The 19,279-nt window shown below is 43.0% G+C and carries 17 protein-coding genes; 7 read left to right on the top strand and 10 right to left on the bottom strand.

Annotated elements, in window-relative coordinates; all coding sequences use genetic code 11:
* The first annotated feature begins 505 nt into the window (after nucleotides 1–505).
* On the top strand, nucleotides 506–1,186 hold the full coding sequence (locus AACX33_RS16035; protein WP_193998482.1) for a DNA-3-methyladenine glycosylase family protein: 681 nt from the start codon (nucleotides 506–508) through the stop codon (nucleotides 1,184–1,186).
* Here the strand turns inward: AACX33_RS16035 and dapF are convergent.
* A complete protein-coding gene (gene dapF / locus AACX33_RS16030) occupies nucleotides 1,170–2,009 on the bottom strand; it encodes a diaminopimelate epimerase (protein WP_193998481.1) in 840 nt (279 codons plus the stop codon). The genes AACX33_RS16035 and dapF overlap by 17 nt on opposite strands.
* A 138-nt stretch (nucleotides 2,010–2,147) precedes the next feature.
* Here dapF and AACX33_RS16025 point away from each other — a divergent pair, with 138 nt between their 5' ends.
* On the top strand, nucleotides 2,148–2,363 hold the full coding sequence (locus AACX33_RS16025; RefSeq protein WP_193998480.1) for an Hfq-related RNA-binding protein: 216 nt from the start codon (nucleotides 2,148–2,150) through the stop codon (nucleotides 2,361–2,363).
* Between the two features lie 7 nt (nucleotides 2,364–2,370).
* Here AACX33_RS16025 and AACX33_RS16020 read toward each other — a convergent pair whose 3' ends face one another.
* From AACX33_RS16020 to AACX33_RS16010, 3 genes are all read right to left on the bottom strand, one after another.
* A complete protein-coding gene (locus AACX33_RS16020) occupies nucleotides 2,371–4,644 on the bottom strand; it encodes a cation:proton antiporter domain-containing protein (RefSeq protein ID WP_193998479.1) in 2,274 nt (757 codons plus the stop codon).
* A gap of 160 nt (nucleotides 4,645–4,804) precedes the next feature.
* Entirely contained in the window at nucleotides 4,805–5,881 is a 1,077-nt protein-coding gene (gene acsF / locus AACX33_RS16015; RefSeq protein ID WP_193998478.1) for a magnesium-protoporphyrin IX monomethyl ester (oxidative) cyclase, read from the bottom strand.
* 419 nt (nucleotides 5,882–6,300) lie between these two features.
* Entirely contained in the window at nucleotides 6,301–8,655 is a 2,355-nt protein-coding gene (locus tag AACX33_RS16010) for an arylsulfatase (RefSeq protein WP_193998477.1), read from the bottom strand.
* A 567-nt stretch (nucleotides 8,656–9,222) separates the two neighbouring features.
* Between AACX33_RS16010 and hemN the strand changes: the two genes are divergently transcribed.
* From hemN to AACX33_RS15995, 3 genes are all read left to right on the top strand, one after another.
* A complete protein-coding gene (hemN, locus tag AACX33_RS16005) occupies nucleotides 9,223–10,605 on the top strand; it encodes an oxygen-independent coproporphyrinogen III oxidase (protein ID WP_193998476.1) in 1,383 nt (460 codons plus the stop codon).
* Between the two features lie 220 nt (nucleotides 10,606–10,825).
* Nucleotides 10,826–11,098: a GlsB/YeaQ/YmgE family stress response membrane protein gene (locus AACX33_RS16000; protein WP_193998475.1), complete on the top strand. Its 273-nt coding sequence runs from the start codon at nucleotides 10,826–10,828 to the stop codon at nucleotides 11,096–11,098.
* A gap of 276 nt (nucleotides 11,099–11,374) precedes the next feature.
* On the top strand, nucleotides 11,375–12,067 hold the full coding sequence (locus tag AACX33_RS15995) for a manganese catalase family protein (RefSeq protein ID WP_193998474.1): 693 nt from the start codon (nucleotides 11,375–11,377) through the stop codon (nucleotides 12,065–12,067).
* A gap of 269 nt (nucleotides 12,068–12,336) precedes the next feature.
* Here AACX33_RS15995 and purH read toward each other — a convergent pair whose 3' ends face one another.
* The 5 genes from purH to AACX33_RS15970 all read right to left on the bottom strand — a co-directional run bounded on the left by purH (nucleotide 12,337) and on the right by AACX33_RS15970 (nucleotide 16,969).
* Nucleotides 12,337–13,860, bottom strand: a complete 1,524-nt coding sequence (gene purH, locus AACX33_RS15990) for a bifunctional phosphoribosylaminoimidazolecarboxamide formyltransferase/IMP cyclohydrolase (protein WP_193998473.1) — start codon at nucleotides 13,858–13,860, stop codon at nucleotides 12,337–12,339.
* Between the two features lie 214 nt (nucleotides 13,861–14,074).
* Nucleotides 14,075–14,500, bottom strand: coding sequence for a type II toxin-antitoxin system MqsA family antitoxin (locus AACX33_RS15985; protein ID WP_193998472.1), 426 nt, complete (start codon nucleotides 14,498–14,500; stop codon nucleotides 14,075–14,077).
* The gene (locus tag AACX33_RS15980) at nucleotides 14,493–14,810 is read right to left on the bottom strand and encodes a type II toxin-antitoxin system MqsR family toxin (protein ID WP_193998471.1); all 318 of its coding nucleotides are present in this window, start codon (nucleotides 14,808–14,810) and stop codon (nucleotides 14,493–14,495) included. Before AACX33_RS15980 ends, AACX33_RS15985 begins: the two co-directional genes overlap by 8 nt.
* 207 nt (nucleotides 14,811–15,017) lie before the next feature.
* Nucleotides 15,018–16,037 (bottom strand): SDR family oxidoreductase, encoded by a 1,020-nt coding sequence (locus tag AACX33_RS15975; RefSeq protein WP_193998470.1) that lies wholly within the window; start codon nucleotides 16,035–16,037, stop codon nucleotides 15,018–15,020.
* Between the two features lie 170 nt (nucleotides 16,038–16,207).
* Nucleotides 16,208–16,969 carry an ROK family protein gene (locus tag AACX33_RS15970; protein ID WP_193998469.1) on the bottom strand — a complete coding sequence of 254 codons (762 nt, stop codon included), beginning with the start codon at nucleotides 16,967–16,969 and terminating at the stop codon, nucleotides 16,208–16,210.
* Nucleotides 16,970–17,175: 206 nt separating this feature from the next.
* Between AACX33_RS15970 and AACX33_RS15965 the strand changes: the two genes are divergently transcribed.
* Nucleotides 17,176–17,985 carry a creatininase family protein gene (locus AACX33_RS15965; protein WP_193998468.1) on the top strand — a complete coding sequence of 270 codons (810 nt, stop codon included), beginning with the start codon at nucleotides 17,176–17,178 and terminating at the stop codon, nucleotides 17,983–17,985.
* 166 nt (nucleotides 17,986–18,151) lie between these two features.
* Nucleotides 18,152–18,352, top strand: coding sequence for a hypothetical protein (locus AACX33_RS15960; RefSeq protein ID WP_193998467.1), 201 nt, complete (start codon nucleotides 18,152–18,154; stop codon nucleotides 18,350–18,352).
* Between the two features lie 76 nt (nucleotides 18,353–18,428).
* Here AACX33_RS15960 and AACX33_RS15955 read toward each other — a convergent pair whose 3' ends face one another.
* The gene (locus AACX33_RS15955; RefSeq protein WP_193998735.1) at nucleotides 18,429–18,665 is read right to left on the bottom strand and encodes a hypothetical protein; all 237 of its coding nucleotides are present in this window, start codon (nucleotides 18,663–18,665) and stop codon (nucleotides 18,429–18,431) included.
* Nucleotides 18,666–19,279: the final 614 nt, after the last annotated feature.

Here is a 19,279-nt window from a genome sequence, read left to right as displayed (position 1 = left end):
ACCGTGTACACACAAGTGATCGAATCGCCCCCTAACCCCCAATTATGGGGGAACAAGAATTTTCAAAGTCCCCCAAACTTGGGGGATTTAGGGGGCGAAACAGGCTCAAACGCAGGTAGGAAGAACTTGTGTGTACACCGTAGCGCAAGCGAGGAGGGGACTATGATGTAATTCATTCAAGTGCATACCGCAAGTGCATACCGCTATCACTCAAAGCTGATTAGTCATAGGCGTTGGTAGCAAATATAAATCTCCCACCTCATGCTTTGATAACTGATAACTGATTTAATTTCTCCCCATAATGGGTACGAGTTATATCCCTTCAATTTTGCGGTAATTAGAACGGCATATTCTCAGAATTGTGTGCATAGATGCTCAATCATACCAAACTCAGGCGATCGCACTATAATTTGATCCTGAATAGTTTTTTGACAAAAAGGTAATCAGCGAAAACACATCTGTGGTTTAATCTCCTAAATATTTTCGTTGATCAAAGGTTAAAAAGATGACACTGAGAGAATCAGCAACACCAATACCTGAAATATTATCTTTGACTACAGAAAGTTTTACCTATGGTTTGGAAGTGCTGGCTAAGATTGACAGCGATTTGGCTCGGATTTTAGAGACGCTAGGAAGTCCACCCAGATGGGAAAGAGAATCGGGTTTTCCCACGTTGTTGAGAATTATTCTGGAACAGCAAGTTTCCTTAGCGGCTGCGAAAGCTGTATTTAATCGATTAGCTGGAGTTGTAATCTCGCTTACACCAGAAAATTTTATTAAACTTGGCGATGTTCAATTACAAGAAATTGGTTTTAGTCGGCAAAAGATGCGCTATTGTCGTGAATTAGCAGATGCAATTCTCACTGGTCAGCTTGATCTCGCCCAGCTAGAGACAATGGATGAAACTGCGATTAGAACTGAGTTAAAGCTGATTAAAGGTATTGGAGATTGGACAGTTGATATCTACTTGCTGATGGCGCTGAAACGTCCTGATGTCTTTCCTAAAGGCGATTTAGGAATTGCGATCGCTCTCCAGAATATCAAAGGATTGCCAACACGTCCAACACCCGCACAAATAGAAGTCATGGCTCAAAACTGGCGACCGTGGCGCGCAGTTGCTACCAGAATCTTATGGCATTACTATCTCAGTAATGCCAAGAAAAAATCAGTTACAGTTGACCTGTAAATACTCGTTCGGCTGGCCCTGTCATGTAAACTCGTTGGTCGAGTTCTGACCATTCAATTTGCAAGCAGCCACCAGGTAATTCGACTGTGGCGATGCGATCGCAATTTCCAGTCAATACACCAGCGACTAAGGCAGCACAAGCACCTGTACCACAAGCTAATGTTATACCTGCGCCTCGTTCCCATACCCGCATTTTTACATAGTCTCGACTGACTACTTGAATAAATTCAGTATTTATGCGTTGGGGAAAGGCTGGGTGATGTTCAAATTGAGGACCGATAATTTCTAGAGGAATAGCGGCGACATCTGACACAAAGGTAATACAGTGGGGATTTCCCATACTGACACAGGTAACTTCCCAAGTTTGATCCGCTACTTCTAGGGGTTGATTAATCACTTTTGTATCGGTGGAACCCAGAGTTGTGGGAATTTCTTCAGCTAGTAATCTCGGTAAACCCATATCCACCTTAACTTGACCATCAGCCATGAGTTGAGGTGTCATCACGCCAGCTAAGGTATGAATCCGATATGAGTCTTTGTTTCGAGATTCGCCTTCTAAATCGGCGATAAATCTGCCTAAACAGCGAATCCCATTCCCACACATTTCCGGTTCTGAACCATCGGAATTAAAAATCCGCATGGTGTAATCAGCACCGTGTTCTCCAGGTAAAGCAAAAATTACACCATCAGCCCCGATACCAAAGTGGCGATCGCACAATTTGATTGCTTGCTCAGGAGTCACTAATGGTAAGGATGACGCGCGATTGTCAACTAAAATAAAATCATTTCCCAGACCGTGATACTTAGTAATTTCGATTGCCATTTTTCCTATGATGAATTATCAATGATTAGGGATAGAGTATTGGGTATGTGATATTGGGTTTTAAATCAGAGCAAATAATTTTCCCAGTTCCTACTTTCTACTTTCTACTCCCTACTCCCTACTCCCTTATAACTAAAAATGCCTACAACTGAATTTGATACGTCACTACCTAGCATTCGACAACTACAAGAACTAGTTAAACAGAAAGCAGAAATCGAGTTGAAACTGCTAACGGGTGATCTGGTGACAGGTAAGATTTTCTGGCAAGATCAAAACTGTATTTGTATTGTGGATGATCGTAATCAGCAACTCACGATTTGGAAACAAGCGATCGCTTACTACAAATCTAAGTAGTACTGAGTTAAGAATAAGATTGAGTTAAAGGTGTTGTGCTAGCAAAAAATGGTTGTAGTTGATTTAAACTCGACAATTTACCACATAACAGCACTTGATCACCCACTCGGAAATCTGTTTTTTGCTCAGGACTGCGGATAAATTTACCATCTCGCCGGATCGCTTGCACTTGGACTCCTGATTCTGGGTTAAGATCCAAATCTGCAATGGTGATCCCGAAAACGGGAGAATCAGCATGAACTGTAATCCACTGACAAGCTTTATTTTCCCCAGGAATCGCCACCTTTCCCTGAGCAAATTCTTCTAAAGCGCCTAATTCCTCCGCTGCGCCCACTAGCAACAAGCGATCGCCTGCTTCTAATCTAGTTTGAGCATCGGGATAATCTATTTCGGCTTCGTTAGCCCGGCGAATAGCCATCAAACTTGCCCCTGTTAAGTAGCGGATATCTGCTTCTCCTAAACTCATATTAATCAGGGGTGACCCAGATGGTAGGGTATACCAACGGCGATTTAAATCACGGGTAGCTTGCTGCAAATCACGGGAAACTTGTGAAGGCGATCGCTCTGGTCGCAATGCTAAATAATGATCGTTGCGAATTTGCTTCATTTCCTGCTGTACCAAGAAGGATGAAAACCCTAAGCCTGTTAATAAATGGCTGGTCATTTCTAAGCTAGCTTCAAATTCTGGTTGGACTACTTCCTTCGCCCCAAGTTGATACAGCACTTCAATATTTTTATCTTGAGTAGCGCGGACAACCAAATCTAATTCTGGACACAATTCCAAAGCTCGTTTTAGGGAAAGCCTGGTACTCATGGGGTCAGGAAGTGCGATCGCCATTCCTTTGGCATTATTCACCCCCGCAGTTTCCAGAACGTGAAGACTCACACAATTACCATAGACATAAGGCACTCCCTCCTCCCGTAATTGCTGGATTCTTCTTTCCGATTGGTCGATAACTACCACAGGTAAATTGTGCTTTTGTAACAACCTCACCAAATTCTTCCCCACTCGCCCATAGCCGCAGACGACAAAATGACTTTTTGAAGGTAAATTTTCTGAAACATCACGCGGATAAATTTCTGCTAAATATGGTTGCAACCAAGGAATTGATTCGGCAAAGTTAAATAAGAATGGCACTAATCGCATCACAAAGGGAGTCAGCATCAGGGTAACTGCTGTGGTTCCTAAAATCAGCAAATATATGCGGCGAGAAACTAACCCCAAAGCTTGCCCTTCACTGGCTAACACAAAGGAAAATTCCCCAATTTGCGCTAGTCCTAACCCCGCAATTAAAGCTGTTTTTAACGGATAGCGAAACAGTTTTACCAAAGGTGTGATAATTAAAAACTTACCGACGAATACCAGTGCTACCAATACCAAAATCAATTCTAGATTCTGCCACAAAAACACCGGGTCAATTAACATCCCAATGGCGACAAAAAATAAACTAGCACAAATATCTCGCAGTGGTTCGACATAAGTTAAAGTTTGGTCGGCGTATTCCACCTCGGAAATCATTAAACCTGCGACAAACGCCCCCATTTCAATGGAGAGTCCTAAATGTTCAGTCAGCAGCGCAATCCCTAAACACAGCGTTACTACGCCTAATAAAAATAATTCTCGGCTTTCCGTGCGGGCGAGGATTCGCAACAAACGCGGAATCACCCAAATCCCCACTAATACTGCACCTCCAGCAAATAAAGACAGCCGCAGTAATGCTGTCAGCACTGCAATTCCAATAGTTTCTGCTGGTTGATTCAAGGCTGGTAATACAGCAATCATTAGTCCCAGTGCTAAATCCTGCACTACCAAAATCCCCAGCATCACTTGTCCGTGAGGCGTTTCGGTTTCATTGCGCTCCATTAAGCACTTGAGGACAACTGCGGTAGAAGATAAAGATAAAATTGACCCCAAAAATACACCTTTAGCAGGTAATTCTTCCCCAGCCCCGGTGATCCCGCAGACTATAACCGTGAACAGAATCGTTAAGACAATTTGTAGCCCACCACCTCCCAATGCGATCGCTTTGACTTTTTTGAGTTCAGAAAAGGAAAATTCTACACCCAAAGCAAATAATAAAAAGGCGACACCGAACTGAGCCAGAGTTTCTACTTGAATAACTTCTTTAATCACTCCCAGACCGGCTGGCCCCACAATCATCCCGCCGATCAGATAGCCCAGCAGCACAGGTTGGCGTAAAACTGAAGCCAATAGCCCACCACAGGCGGCGACGGCGAGAACTGTAACTAAATCAACAATTAGTCTAAAATCTTCCTGCACAAATTTTTCAAAGAAATATTAAGCCCTATGAATTTAGGATACAAAGTTTTGATATCTGAGGGGAGGTTAGCGGCGATGATTTTCACACAAAACAAAAAGATCCCCAATTTCTTCAAAAAGTCGGGGATCGGAGCCTCTCGATATTTGCTGCATTTGATGTTCAATGAACTGTCGCGCGTGTTGATTCCGCATCAATGGGTTTAATCAAGTAAAGCCGCAACATATGAGAAAGAATCGAGAACATGGGCGGGATTTTTTGCCAAAACTTGACAAATGGAGAACGAGGACTTTCTTTAATCTCCGTTAATCTCTGAGTACTGAGGAAACACTGTTCTAACCGCCAGAAAAACTGCGGGTGATTAGTATCCAAAATCAGAGGAAATGCCCGTGCAGAGGTATTATTTGTCTCCTGAATAACTCTATTATTGTATTTGCGGGGATGTATGCCAATGGCTTCATAAAATGTCGCCCGTTCAAATACTGTAATGGTATGGGTGACAAATACAGTCAGCAAAAAGAAACGCACCCACAAACGCGATCGCCAATTGTTCCATAATTTTGGTTGCGATCGCAGTAACGCCTTAAAGAAATCCCCATGTCTGTTTTCGTCCTGACACCAACTTTCAAATTTACGGAACAGAGGATAAAATTGATATTCAGGATTTGCCTCCATATGGCGATGGACTAAGATATAGCGCCAGTAACCAATTTTCTCCGATAGGTAAACTGTGTAAATTACCCACTCAGGCGGGAAAAAAGTATATGTGCGGTGCTTCGTTAAGTAGCTTAAATCTAGAGACAGATTAAAATCTGCCATCGATTTATTCAGAAATCCGGCATGGCGGGCTTCATCCCGTGCCATATAATTAAAGGCATCCGCCAAGAGGGGATTTTTGGTTTTGAGTCGGCGGGATAATTCTTTAAACAGCAGAAACCCCGAAAACTCAGAAGTGCATGAACGCTCCAAAAAGTCAATAAAAGCGCGGCGTTTTTCTCCATCAACGTGATCCCACGATTGCTTAAACTCTTCATCGCGCACAAAGTGATGGCGGTTATAGTCAGCCCGCAACTCTTCCACAACCGCCTGTAACTCAGTCTCATTCGCCGAAATATCCAAATTTGCCACCGCCTCAAAGTCAGTGGTGTAAAACCTGGGTGTTAACAACGTTTCCTGAACAGGGGCTTTAATACCAGGCTTCAGTAATTGAGGGTCGGAAGTTTCGAGAGACTTAACCATGACACTGTTTTCATGTTTTATCCTTTTATAGTTATATAAGCATAAATTATATAAACAACACATCAGTTAAATTATGGAAAAGTTAACCCCCTGCGCGGAGTCATTAGTCCTTAGTCCTGAGTTCTTCCTTCTGGTTTCGGGGGTAAATGAGCAATCGCATAAAAGATTTATAGAGGCTAGACTTGTGTTGAGCGAAGTCGAAACACGAATCAGCATTTTGAGACAATTTGTTTCAAACCAAACAGGACTTGCACTAATGCAAATAGGGTAGGGCATACCCGAATTAACGCTAAAGCCCTATGCCTAGCGGTAGGCTTACGCCCTCTGGTTTAGACGACGCAAGGACTCTAGGTTAAGTGGTTTCGTTGAACCAAGAATCCCCGTCGATTTATCGCAGGGAGTGTCACAGAGACATCCACCTACTGTCGCGCCATAATAGTCCGCATTTCAGCTTCCCGATCTTGAATCAAATCGCCACTAACATCCACCATCACACAGAAAATCTTACCCGTAAACTTAAAAGGCGGCTCATAATCCGGTGTTACAGGCGCACCAGGGGCAATTCCACAGGTGACACCACTGGTCAAACCTAGTGCTAAAGGAGTAGTTACAGGCACATCAATCTGCCCGACCAATTTCTCATCAATATAAAGTTGGGCGCGTCCTGGCGTTCCTTTTCCCTTGGCTAAATCTGGTTGACCCGTGACTTTAAATTCAAAGCGCAACTGGTGGCGACCTACCGACACTGATGACCCAGATTCGACATGATATAGGAATCGCCCCACATAGTTATGAACCCAGTGCAGTTTGCCATTTTGGACATAGAAAGAATAGCCGCTATCATTACCCCCGTGAGCCAGTAATACCCCTTCTGCGCCACCTGTGGGAATCTCCACATCAGCCGTAATACTGTGGGGACGATTTAACACCCTCACCGCACTATTGGCTGGAATCGCTTGAGTATGAGGATAGTAAACATAGCGGCTACGATTGACAGTAATTTGCGGGCGTTCTTCCGCCAGTCGTTGCACGCCACGTCCATCCACAGGCAACACATTATACTTACCAGCCTCTACATACCAAGTGGCAATCATCTCAATTAGCTTAGGGCGATTATCAGTCGCAATATTGTGATTTTCCGCAAAATCTGAGGCAACGTGATACAGTTCCCAATGATGAGTATCCAAATCTGTCAGAGTTTCCGCCGAAATCGCCTCACCAAAAAACTGCCCCGCTTCTGTAAATGAAGGACCCGGCCAAGGACAAACCGCCCGCCAACCATCATAGTAAAGAGAACGATGTCCCATCATCTCGAAATATTGAGTCAGGTGCTTAGTAGGTGCGGTACTATGATTAAAAGTATGGGCAAAACTGACACCTTCAATGGGAGATTGAGTCACACCCTTAATCGTTCTCGGTGGTGCAATTTCCAGTAGTTCCAGCACCGTCGGCACAAGGTCAATAGCATGAGCATACTGAGTCCGAATTTCTCCTTTTGCCTCAATACCTTGACTCCAATGCACAATTAAAGGGTCGCTGATTCCTCCCCGATAGGTTTCCCGTTTCCAACGCCGGAAAGGCGTATTTCCTGCCCAAGTCCAGCCCCAAGCATAATGGTTAAAGGTTTCGGCACTGCCTAGTTTATCCAAGGCTTTGAGATTTTCCTCTAGGGATTCTGGGACATTGTTAAAAAACAGGTTCTCATTCACTGAACCAGTTGGTCCCCCTTCCGAACTTGCGCCATTGTCCGAGATCACCATAATTACAGTATTCTCGAACTCACCGATAGATTTGAGGAAATCGAGTAAACGACCGATATGGTAGTCAGTATGGGTTAAAAAACCAGCATATACTTCCATCATCCGGGCATAAAGCCGTTTCTCTGCTGCTGAGAGAGTATCCCAGTGCGGGACATCAGGATCATGACGAGAAAGTTCGGCATCAGCGGGAACAATCCCCATTTCCCTCTGACGAGCAAAAACCTTCTCCCTGTAAGCTTCCCAACCATCATCAAATTGTCCGGCGTAGGCATCAGCCCATTCTTTGGGGACATGATGGGGGGCGTGCATTGCCCCCGGACAAAAATACATGAAAAAGGGCTTATTTGGGGCAATTTGCTTGGCATCAGCGATAAAGCTAATGGCCTTGTCTGCTAAGTCTTCCGTCAAATGGTAGCCTTCTGCGGGGGTCTTGTCTGGCTTGACGGTGTGGTTATCATAAACCAAATCTGGATAATACTGGTGGGTTTCTCCGCCCAAAAAGCCATAAAAACGTTCAAAACCGCGACCGAGAGGCCAGCGATCATAGGGTCCTGCGGCTGAAAGTTGGTCTGAGGGGGTTAAATGCCATTTTCCCAACGCATAGGTGTTATAACCCTTCTGGAGTAATATCTCTGAAAGAAACCCATTCTCAAAGGGAATGTTTCCATTACCACCGGGATAACCTGTAGAACCTTCTGTAATGCAAGACATGGCGTTAGAATGGTGATTGCGCCCAGTCAGCAGACAAGAACGGGTGGGTGAACACAAGGCCGTTGTGTGTAAATTGTTGTAGCGTAAGCCATTAGCGGCTAGTGCGTCTAGGTTGGGTGTTTTGATGGGACTTCCGTAGCTGCCAAATTGTCCAAAACCTGTATCATCGAAAACGATAAATAGGACGTTTGATGTACCTTCTTTTGCCCGCAATGGTTCTGGCCAAGCTGGACTGGATTTATCAACTGTCCGGCCGATGACACCAGGGAAAGTATTTCCGGGTTTGTATTCACGCAGAGACATAAATCTGACTTCTTGAGAATATTTAATTTTTAACAAAAGCCCCGAAATTCTATATCCTCTTTAGGACGGGTTAATTCATAAATTTATTGCCCGAATTACCATACCGTTAAGGGATAATAATTTCGGAAAATTTTTTGCGGTTTTGAGATGCCGACGACATTTGACACACCAAAATACTCTCTTTTGGCTGTACCAATTAAACCCTCCCCATTTTTAAAGGCTGAAAACCTGATGGCTACGTTGCAAAACTCTGCACCAAATAAAGTAACGTTTATCTGGATAAATTATTGCTAGGAAATCCCTAACCAGAAAAATATAAAGAAAACTTAATAGCTTTCTAATTATACAAATATTGATAGTTAAATAATTTAGTGGGAGAAAAATGATCGCCGAAGCCAACAAATCCGATCATTTGAGATGATTGAGGCTGTTTGGTGGGAGTCAACACATCACCCACTGCTGAGACTCTCTACACTATACAACAGCGAGAGCATACAGATTTTATTCGCAATTTGATTTCCGCCGCGCTGCATGAGGCGGGATGGTCGCAGTTTCTTGGAGGTTTTGATGGTTTTTGTCTTGCCTAGTGTCAAATTTGATCTGGAGATGATCAAAAAGTATGATAATCCTGCACCCAGATACACGAGTTACCCACCCGCTACAGAGTTAAGCGCCGAATTTACTGTAACTGATTTTCACGGTGCGATCGCCGCCTCCAACTACCGAAAATCACCTCTGTCTTTATATTTCCATATTCCCTTTTGTCAAACAGCTTGCTACTTCTGCGGCTGTAATACAGTCATATCCAAAAACAAGAATATTGCCAAACCTTACTTAGAACATTTGGTGCGAGAAATCAAGAACATGGCAAACTTGATTGATTCAGATCGAAAAGTCCTACAAATTCACTGGGGTGGTGGTACACCGAACTATTTAGATCACGAACAAGTCAAATTTTTATGGAAACACATCACTGAAAACTTTAATATTGATCCACAAGCCGAAATTTCCATTGAAATTAATCCCGCTTACGTAGATCAAGACTATATTTTCTTTCTCCGCGAAGTGGGTTTTAACCGCATTAGTTTTGGCATTCAGGACTTTAATCCCCAAGTACAATTAGCAGTGAATCGCGTCCAGCCAGAAGAACTGCTGTTTAATGTTATGGATTGGATTAAAGCCGCCAAGTTTGACAGTGTGAATGTAGACCTAATTTATGGTTTACCTCATCAAACTCTCCAGACATTTCAAGAAACAGTCAAAAAGACGATTGAATTAGATCCTAACCGCATTGTTGTGTTTAACTTCGCCTATGTCCCGTGGATGAAGCCAGCGCAAAAAAATATTCCTCAAGAAGCATTGCCTCAACCACAGGAAAAGTTAGAAATTCTTAAGATGACTATTGAGGAACTGACGAGTAATAAGTATCTATTTATTGGCATGGATCATTTTGCCAAAGATCATGATGAATTAGCGATCGCACAACAAAATCACACCCTCCAGCGCAACTTTCAGGGATACACCACCCACGCCGGAACAGAACTCTTAGGCTTTGGTGCCACATCAATCAGTATGCTTAATGATGCTTATGTGCAGAACCACAAGCAATTAAAGGATTATTATCGCGCGATATCCGCAGATATTTTACCCATTAGTAAAGGAATTAAACTTAGTCAAGATGACATAATTAGACGAGATGTGATCATGTGCATTATGTCTCATTTTCATCTGAATAAGCAAGATATTGCCGATAAATATCACATCAGCTTCGATGAGTATTTTAGCCATGAGTTAAAGGCATTAGAAACACTAGCAGCCGATGAACTCGTCAAAATATCAACCAAGCAAATAGAGATTACAGATATCGGTAGGTTACTGGTGAGAAATATCGCTGTCATATTTGATAATTATAATCAAACCAGAGATAAACAATTTTCGCGGGCAATTTGAGCTAAAATTGCAGCTAATTTTTAAATCTGATTGCTCAACAAAATTGGTAATTGGTAATTATGCTGATCAACTATTACCAATTATCCTGATTAACTTCAGGTAGTATAACCTCATATAAGTATTTCTCTACCTTTTGATTTTAATAACTATTTCCTCTGGCTGAATCAATTGTAAATAACAATTGCTATGATAAACACAGTTGAGATTTTAGAGGAAAATTATGAATCTTATTGCTTGGGCAATCTTAGGACTTTTAGCTGGTGCAATCGGTAAAGCAATTTATCCCGGTTCTCAAGGTGGTGGTATTCTCTCAACAATGATTTTAGGTATTATTGGTGCGTTTGTCGGAGGTAGTGTATTTACTCTCCTACAAACGGGAACGCTGCAATTAACGGCTGCTAGTTTAAGTATTCCTGGTCTGTTTGTCGCCGTTATTGGCTCAATCATTGCTATTTATCTGTGGGGACTGTTTACCAGTCGCCGTAGCGTCTAATTTGAATTAGCAAATAGCTGATTAATAGATGAGGAACGCGCCTGCTAAATCTTCTCACACACTAATTTAGTTAGGTTGATATCAAGGATATAACTCACGGGAATTGCGACGTTCTCTCAGGCTAAATGTTAATTTCTTTAATTCAACGCACCGATACTACTGTCGAGTAGTATCTCCAGCGCTTTTTAATTTTTGAGGTAGAGATATTATAATAGTCACCCTATTTTATCATACTCAACTATTATTTTGCATTAAAAACTCTTTAATAGGTACATTATGTTTTACCACAAAAAAGACCCTATTCACGCTGTAAATATTGCTGAACCTAACCCTCGTTTTGCTCAATTACTGCTTGAGCAGTTTGGGGGAGCAACGGGAGAACTTTCAGCAGCTTTGCAATATTGGGTACAATCATTTCATGTGGAAAATGCTGGAATTCGAGATATGCTCCAAGACATTGCTATCGAGGAATTCGGTCACTTAGAAATGGTTGGTAAATTAATTGAAGGTCATACCAAAAATGTGGATCAAACAGAGGCATACAAAAGCACTCTGTTTGCAGTCAGAGGTATGGGGCCGCACTTTCTAGATAGTCAAGGAAGTGCTTGGACGGCAAGTTATTTGAACGAAGGTGGAGATGTCGTCCGGGATTTGAGAGCTAATATTGCAGCTGAAGCTGGCGCACGTCAGACTTACGAATCACTGATTAAGCTAGCGACAGATGAAGGCACTAAAAATACTTTGGTTCATCTATTAACACGAGAAATTTCTCATACTCAAATGTTTATGAAAGCTCTCGATTCATTGGGTAAATTGACCGATCCATTCTTTGGTAATATTCAGCCTGATGAAACGGTTGATCTTTATTACAATCTATCTACAAATGGCAACGGTAAAGATGAGCGTGGCCCTTGGAATTCCGAACCAGCATTCAAATACATTGCGAACCCGCTTGAAAGTAAATCTTAAATCAATTCAGTGATTAATGCCGAACTCACTCAAGCTATCCAGCCAGTTCCAATTAAGCTGCTAGATAGACGTTTGCCATGAGTTGAAATTCAGAATTACAAATGAAACAAATTAAAAAGCGTCTGGGAGTGTTGCCGTGTTTCCACCCCAAACGCTTTTTATTTTTAACTTGCTCCTCACACACAACTAGATAATACTGCTGCTTGCTAAAAAGACAAGTGTAATATGTGACAGTTTAGGAACTGGCACAAGCTGACCTCCACAGAGACTTAATGTAAGAAGTGGCGGACACCAGTTAACACCATGACTAAACCCAGTTCATTTGCAGCCTTGATGGAATCTTGATCGCGCAAACTGCCGCCTGGTTGGACAATGGCAGTAATTCCGGCTGCTGCGGCTGTTTTCACAGAATCATCGAAGGGGAAAAATCCATCACTGGCGAGAATTGCGCCTTGGGCTTTTGCGCCAGCTTGTTCTAAGGCTATTTTAACTGAACCAACGCGATTCATTTGACCAGCACCCACGCCTAGTGTAGTGCGATCGCTTGTAATGACAATGGCATTAGATTTAACGTGTTTACAGACCTTCCAAGCAAACAGTAATTCGGCTAACTCGTCAGCGGTGGGTTGACGTTCGGTGACTACTTCCCATTTACTAGAATCAGCTATGGCATCATCAGCAGCTTGGACTAAAAAACCACCTGCGATCGCTTTCACGGTATCCTGGGGACCACTACTCAAATCAGCTAATGTCAAAATCCGCAGTTTAGATTTCGCCGCCAAAATTTCTTGGGCTTCTGGTTCACAACTCGGCGCAACCACACATTCTAAAAATGTCTTCGTTAACTCATTCGCTGTCGCCGCATCAATGGGGCGATTAAGTGCCACAATTCCCCCAAAAGCCGAAACCGAATCAGCATTAAAAGCTTTTTGATATGCTTCCACAAGAGTGCTTCCCACGGCTACACCACAGGGATTCGTGTGTTTAATCACCGTAGCGGCGGGAGTATCAGTAAACTCAGCAATAATGCGGCGGGCGGCTTCTAAATCCACTAAGTTGTTATAACTCAGTTCCTTACCTTGTAATTTTGTCGCCGCAGCCCAACCCGTGGGAGTAGTCCCGGTTTGATACCAAGCCGCAGCTTGATGGGGGTTTTCGCCGTAACGCAGAGATTGCAATTGCTGCCCAGAAATACTGTATTCCTGAGATGATTGGCTAAGATAAGCTGCGATCGCTTGATCATAACTAGCCGTATGAGAAAAACCTTTTAAAGCACATTTTTGGCGAAACTCTAGAGATGCAGTGCCTTGATTTTGCCGCAATTCCTGCAAATATTCTTCATACTGTGCTGGGTCACATAATACCGTCAGATGGGCAAAATTTTTCGATGCAGCCCGTAACATCGCCGGTCCACCGATATCAATTTGTTCCACAGCCTCAGATAACGTCACTCCAGGTTTAGCAATAGTTTCCTCAAAGGGATAAAGATTGACTACTACTAAATCAATGGGGCGAATTTGGTTATTTTTTAAATCTGTTAAATGTTGGGGAATATCTCGCCGCGCCAAAATTCCGCCATGAATGCGAGGATGTAAGGTTTTAACTCGACCACCTAAAATTTCAGGTGAACCCGTGTAATCAGAAACCTTGGTCACAGGTAGCCCCGCATCCTTGAGGGTTTGGGCGGTTCCCCCACTGCTGATTAAATCAAAGTTAAATTCTTCGACCAAGCGCCGGGCTAGGTCAACTATACCAGTTTTGTTAGATACACTCAGCAGTGCTAGACGCGCCATGTTTTAGTTCCTCTGATGTAGGCTGTGAAGCGAAAGATCATCAGTTTTACATAAGGCTGGGTTCACTTCAAGACCAGATTCCAGAACTAAGGGAGTGACAAACAAAAAAAGGCTGTGCTGATTTCAAATATGAATTAGGCTCACGCAAAGGCGCAAAGGCGCAAAGGTTAAGAAGAAAGATAAAGGTAATTTTGGCTTCTGGGGAGAACGCGCGCTACGTCGTGGAATTGTCCTGCCTGTTCTTGAGGATAGCAATGGCAGATGGGTCATGATCAAGTAGCATCAGCGCACTGGTAATGCCGCGACTGGGCAATAAGTCCCCAGCCTCGTATTTTTGAAATGCTCGTGTTCCACCGCCAATCAGTGTTCCTGCTTGAATCTGTGTCAGCTTCAACTTTTTACGGACACGGCGAATTTCCTTCGGCTCAAGTAAACCATCAACCCGCGCTTTCAGAAGGTTCAGCATCCGGTCAGATACCTTCATATCTTCACTTGTATGGATACTCTCGTCAGACTGATCACAATACCAGCCAGGCATATCAAATGTAATATTCTGCGTGCGATAGCTTAATGTCATAGGACGTACATCGCGGCGCATGGACGCTCCAGTCACTGGGCAAAGTGGTGTGATGTCAGTCATTCTCTTTCTCCTTGAATGATAGCAACAGAAACTCTGTCACTGCATCTGCTGTAAATTTGATATATAGAACTCCAATCTCGGATGGAACATGGTACACATCCTGCCAGATGCGATGATCGGCATAGCTTGTCATTGACTTGTAGAAATGTGACTTTTTCATTGTTTGAATAGTCGCTACAATTTCTGTTCGCCCAAATCCTATGCTTGCAGCTCCCTTAATGGCACTGCCGGTCGCATTGAGTCCATTCAAAGTGCCTGCGACAGCTTTAAATGCTTCAAGGTCATAGGTTGGCTTGCGCTTATCCGTCATACATTTCCATCATATATTTATATGATACACCATTAAGGTGTAAAAGTCAGGAATTTTTTAACCCTATTTAGGTCAGTAATTATAATACCCCTGGTGTCAAGGGTGATACCAAGGGTATGTGTTATCTAATAGGTTTAAGTCTTTGCCAAAAAGCCAGGGTTTTTGCCAGAGAAAGAAACGGAGTTGTTAATTTTGGATCAAGTCGAGCTAAGACAAATCCGAACTCTTACGCCACCCACCCAGAAAAACTGCAACACTCACTACTCCAAGGGCTACAGCGCCCCATTTCAATGTCGGATTCATATCCCACCAATCTAAAAAACTGGGTATTGACAGGTTTCTAAAATCGCCCTCTATTCTGTCATAACCAGGAATGGCGGTAAAAACATTATCCGGTGCATCCTCTGATTTTGGCTCATTAGTACGTTGACCGGGAAAGGCGATCGCTAGTAGAATTGCATCGACTAATTCCGGTGAAACCCGTTGCAGTAAATCTAATACTTTGCCTGCATCTCCCACGATAAAATCCCGCATGGGGTGTTCCGCAACATAGAGAATGGCATCAGTGACAATTTTGGGTTCGTAATAAGGCGGTATCCCCGTAGGCTTTACCCCTAACTTGGTGCGAATTTTATTGTAATAGGGTGTGTTGATTGTGGAAGGTAATATTGAGGTGACATTAATCGGCAATTTTTCATGTTGCAATTCCACACGCAAGGCTTCTAAGAAACCTTCTAAACCATGTTTAGCAGCCGAATAGGGGCTTTGTAGCGGCAAACTGCGCCTACCCTCCATTGAGGAAATATGAATTAATGATCCGCGTCCCTGTTGTTTGAGATAAGGTAGTGCAGCCATCGCACCATAAACTTGTCCCATCAGAGTGACATCCACAACTCGCTCAAATTCTTCTGGTGTAATTTGCTCAAAAGGCGCGATGATACCTGTAGCCGCAGCATGAACCCAAGTATCCAAGCGTCCATATTCTGCCACAGTTTGATCGGCGATCGCCTTAACTTGCTGAAAATCACTGACATCGGCAATAGTATATATGGCTTCACCGCCTAAGCCGCGAATTTCTTCCACCAAAGACTTCAGTCCCGGTTCGCTGCGTGCTGAAACTACAACCTTTGCACCACGTTGGGCAAACTTGAGCGCTGTTTCTCTGCCGATACCGCTAGAAGCCCCCACGACGGCTACTACTTGCTGATTAATGGGCTTTAATTGCATGGTTAATTATCCCTACCTTTCCTTTATGGATAAGTTGGATAATTAATTTGGACATCTTTCGTGGGACTTACGCAGCAGGTAGATTTCAGGAGGGGATTTTTAAGAAATAAATTAACGTTCGCGGAGCGTGGCGTTAGCCATACCACACCAGACGCAGAGAACACAGAGAGTTAAGAAAGAGAGGTTTTTTTATTGTCACCAGTCCCGGTGTCCCTAGCTTCTAGCTCATCTCGCCACAAAGCAATTCCACCTAATAAACCAGTGATATTCGGGATGAGTTTGACGTTTAAGGGTAGCTCAATATTTACCCTGACAGCTTCACCGCCGCCAATGTAAAGGTAATCATAATTGAACAAACTTTGTAAAGATGCGATCGCTTTTTCTAAACGCCTGTTCCATCTTTTATCACCAATTTTTTCTAACTCGGCGCGTCCCAGTTGTTCTTCATAGGTCTTACCCTTGCGAAACTGATGATGTCCCATTTCCATATTTGGCACAAGTTTGCCATCGATAAATAAAGCCGAACCAAAACCTGTACCCAAGGTAATTACCAATTCCAAACCTTTACCTGATACTGCCCCAAAGCCTTGCATATCGGCATCATTAATCACTCGTACAGGCTTGCTGAGACGTTGTGATAATGCTGTTTCCAAGTCAAATCCAATCCAATCTTGATATAAGTTAACTGCTGTTTCTGTGACTCCCTGACGCACTACACCGGGAAAACCCACGGAAACGCGATGAAATTCACCTTGATCTGCTGCTAATACTGCGATCGCATCAATGATCATCTCTGGTTTAGACGGTTGGGGTGTCTCTAAACGCATCCTTTTGGTTACGGGATTTCCGGTGATATCTAAAACCAGTGCTTTGACACCACTACCTCCAATATCAACTGATAGGGTACGAATAGATTGATGATCTTCAACCATTGAGTTTTGTCCTTCCTACTGCTTGGTGTACTGGGGAGTGAAGAGGCAGGGGTGCAGGGAGCAGGGAGCAGGGGGGAGTAAGAAATTACTTTAAACTTCCGGTTACTTAACAACCATTCCTCTTCTCCTCTGCACCCTGCCCCCGTTCCTCTTCTCCCCTACTTCTTCAAATCTCGTTAACATAACAATGACGCGAGAGTAGTAAAATGCACAGCTTTATTCCCCCAGAACGATTTTTTCCCTACCTAACTTGGACTGATATTCAGGCTATGCCGAATAAGGAAAATGTGGTCATCATTCAACCAGTCGGGGCGATTGAACAACATGGCCCTCATTTACCACTGATTGTTGATGCTGCTATTGGTGTAGGAGTTCTGGGAGCCGCCCTGAAAAAGCTGGATTCTAGTATTCCCGCCTATGCTTTACCCACCCTCTATTATGGTAAATCAAATGAGCATTGGCATTTTCCTGGAACGATAACTTTAAGTACTCAAACCCTGACAGCAATCATGATGGAAATGGGTGAAAGTATCTACCGGGCTGGGTTTAGAAAATTGGTGTTAATGAATTCCCACGGTGGACAACCCCAAGTTATGCAAATGGTGGCGCGGGATTTGCACATTCAATATGATGACTTTTTGGTGTTTCCTTTGTTTACTTGGCGTGTGCCTCATATTACTAAAGAATTATTGACACCCAAGGAAGCAGCCCAAGGAATGCACGCCGGAGATGCTGAAACTAGCATTATGTTGGCGATTTTGCCAGAACAGGTAAAAATGGAGCAAGCTGTGGCGGAGTATCCCCCAGAACCAACCCAAAGCACTTTACTAAGTTTAGAGGGGAAGTTACCTGTGTCTTGGGCGACGCGAGATGTCAGTAAAAGTGGCGTAATTGGCGACGCAACCACCGCAACGAAGGAAAAAGGCGATCGCATCCTCGAATCTGTTTCTAATGGTTGGGTACAAGCTATTCAAGATATTTACGCTTATGAACTACCCAAACCGGATAATCATTGACGTTTCCTGTCTGTTTTATTTAATTTAGCTTGAAAGCTGGTGTGGGTAGAACTGAACAATCCTTACGACAGAGGAATCAATCAGCCATAATCACATTGTAGATAGATAAATTTATACTTATGAGTTGCTTAAAATAGCTGCAAGATTAAATGATAGGACTGCAATTATGTCGGAAAAACAAAAGAATAAATCTGATAGTCAAGAAACTACTCCCAGAGCTTCTGGTGGTTATCAAACTCCTATTGAACCGGAAATTCGCAAGACTGGCAATGCTGCTCAAAGTGATGCTAAAGACAGTGCTAAACCTGAAGCACCAGGAGAAGATACTGTTGCCGGTAGCCCCAACCAGGGAACTGAATCCCGTTAAGTTCTCCTAATTGTGCCATGAGAAAGGCGATCGCCTAATTAATTACCCTGCAAGTGCGATCGCCTGAATCAGAACCTTAAATCACAGCTTCTTCGCGTTGACAATCAAAAACCACCATGAACGAAGCATGAGGCGTTGTTTGCATTAAATGTTGCATATAACCATCTGCATCAGAACGAGTCCGGAAATGAGCCACAATCTCCCGTTGTGCATTAGGAAGTAAACGAGCGATCGCCCAAGAATTCAGACGTGCTTTGTAGGCGATGGCTTGCTCTGCTGAATTGGCAGCTTTGTGGTCAGTATTTTGTGGCATCATTTATCTTAATTACGTGATTTTTTGTTAAGAGCTTTGCTGAGTTTTGTGGCAGGGGTGAGCTAATGCATTTTTTTATGTGCTGCCACCTTGTTATTCGATTATTTTTAGATTGTCAATACTGTGCGCTACATTTTAGACCAGCTAAGTTGAAATTTTTTAGGCGCTAGGAACCTCAAAGCTTTAATTTGCAACTATGCAAAGGATAAAACTGAATATATGACAAGAGTTAGATTTTTGCGACTTCTATCACCACATACAAGTCGGACAAGTAAACATAGTTACAGTTAAGGTTTGTCTCAAAAAATACTAATCCTTTTGCAGTTTCATATAGGAACTAATCTGTTTCGATTAAATCTCAGTAGCAGGATGTAATTAATTCCTAGATAACCGTAGTGCCAATATCTCACTTGCGGGAAAAATGTCCGCACTACATCTGATATTCAATTGAACCACCTACTTGTATAGCTATTTCGACATTTGTCAGTAATCAGCAAAAATTAACCGCCCATAGAAGAACATAGACGCAGATGAATCCATACCTGACAAACTAGAAAAACTACTTATGATATTTATCATACCATTAATTTCTTTAGTATCATATTGGTATTTCA

It is taken from the genome of Nodularia sp. LEGE 04288 (assembly GCF_963896525.1).
Classification (GTDB): Bacteria; Cyanobacteriota; Cyanobacteriia; order Cyanobacteriales; family Nostocaceae; genus Nodularia.
This window is presented reverse-complemented; position numbering and strand designations above follow the sequence as displayed.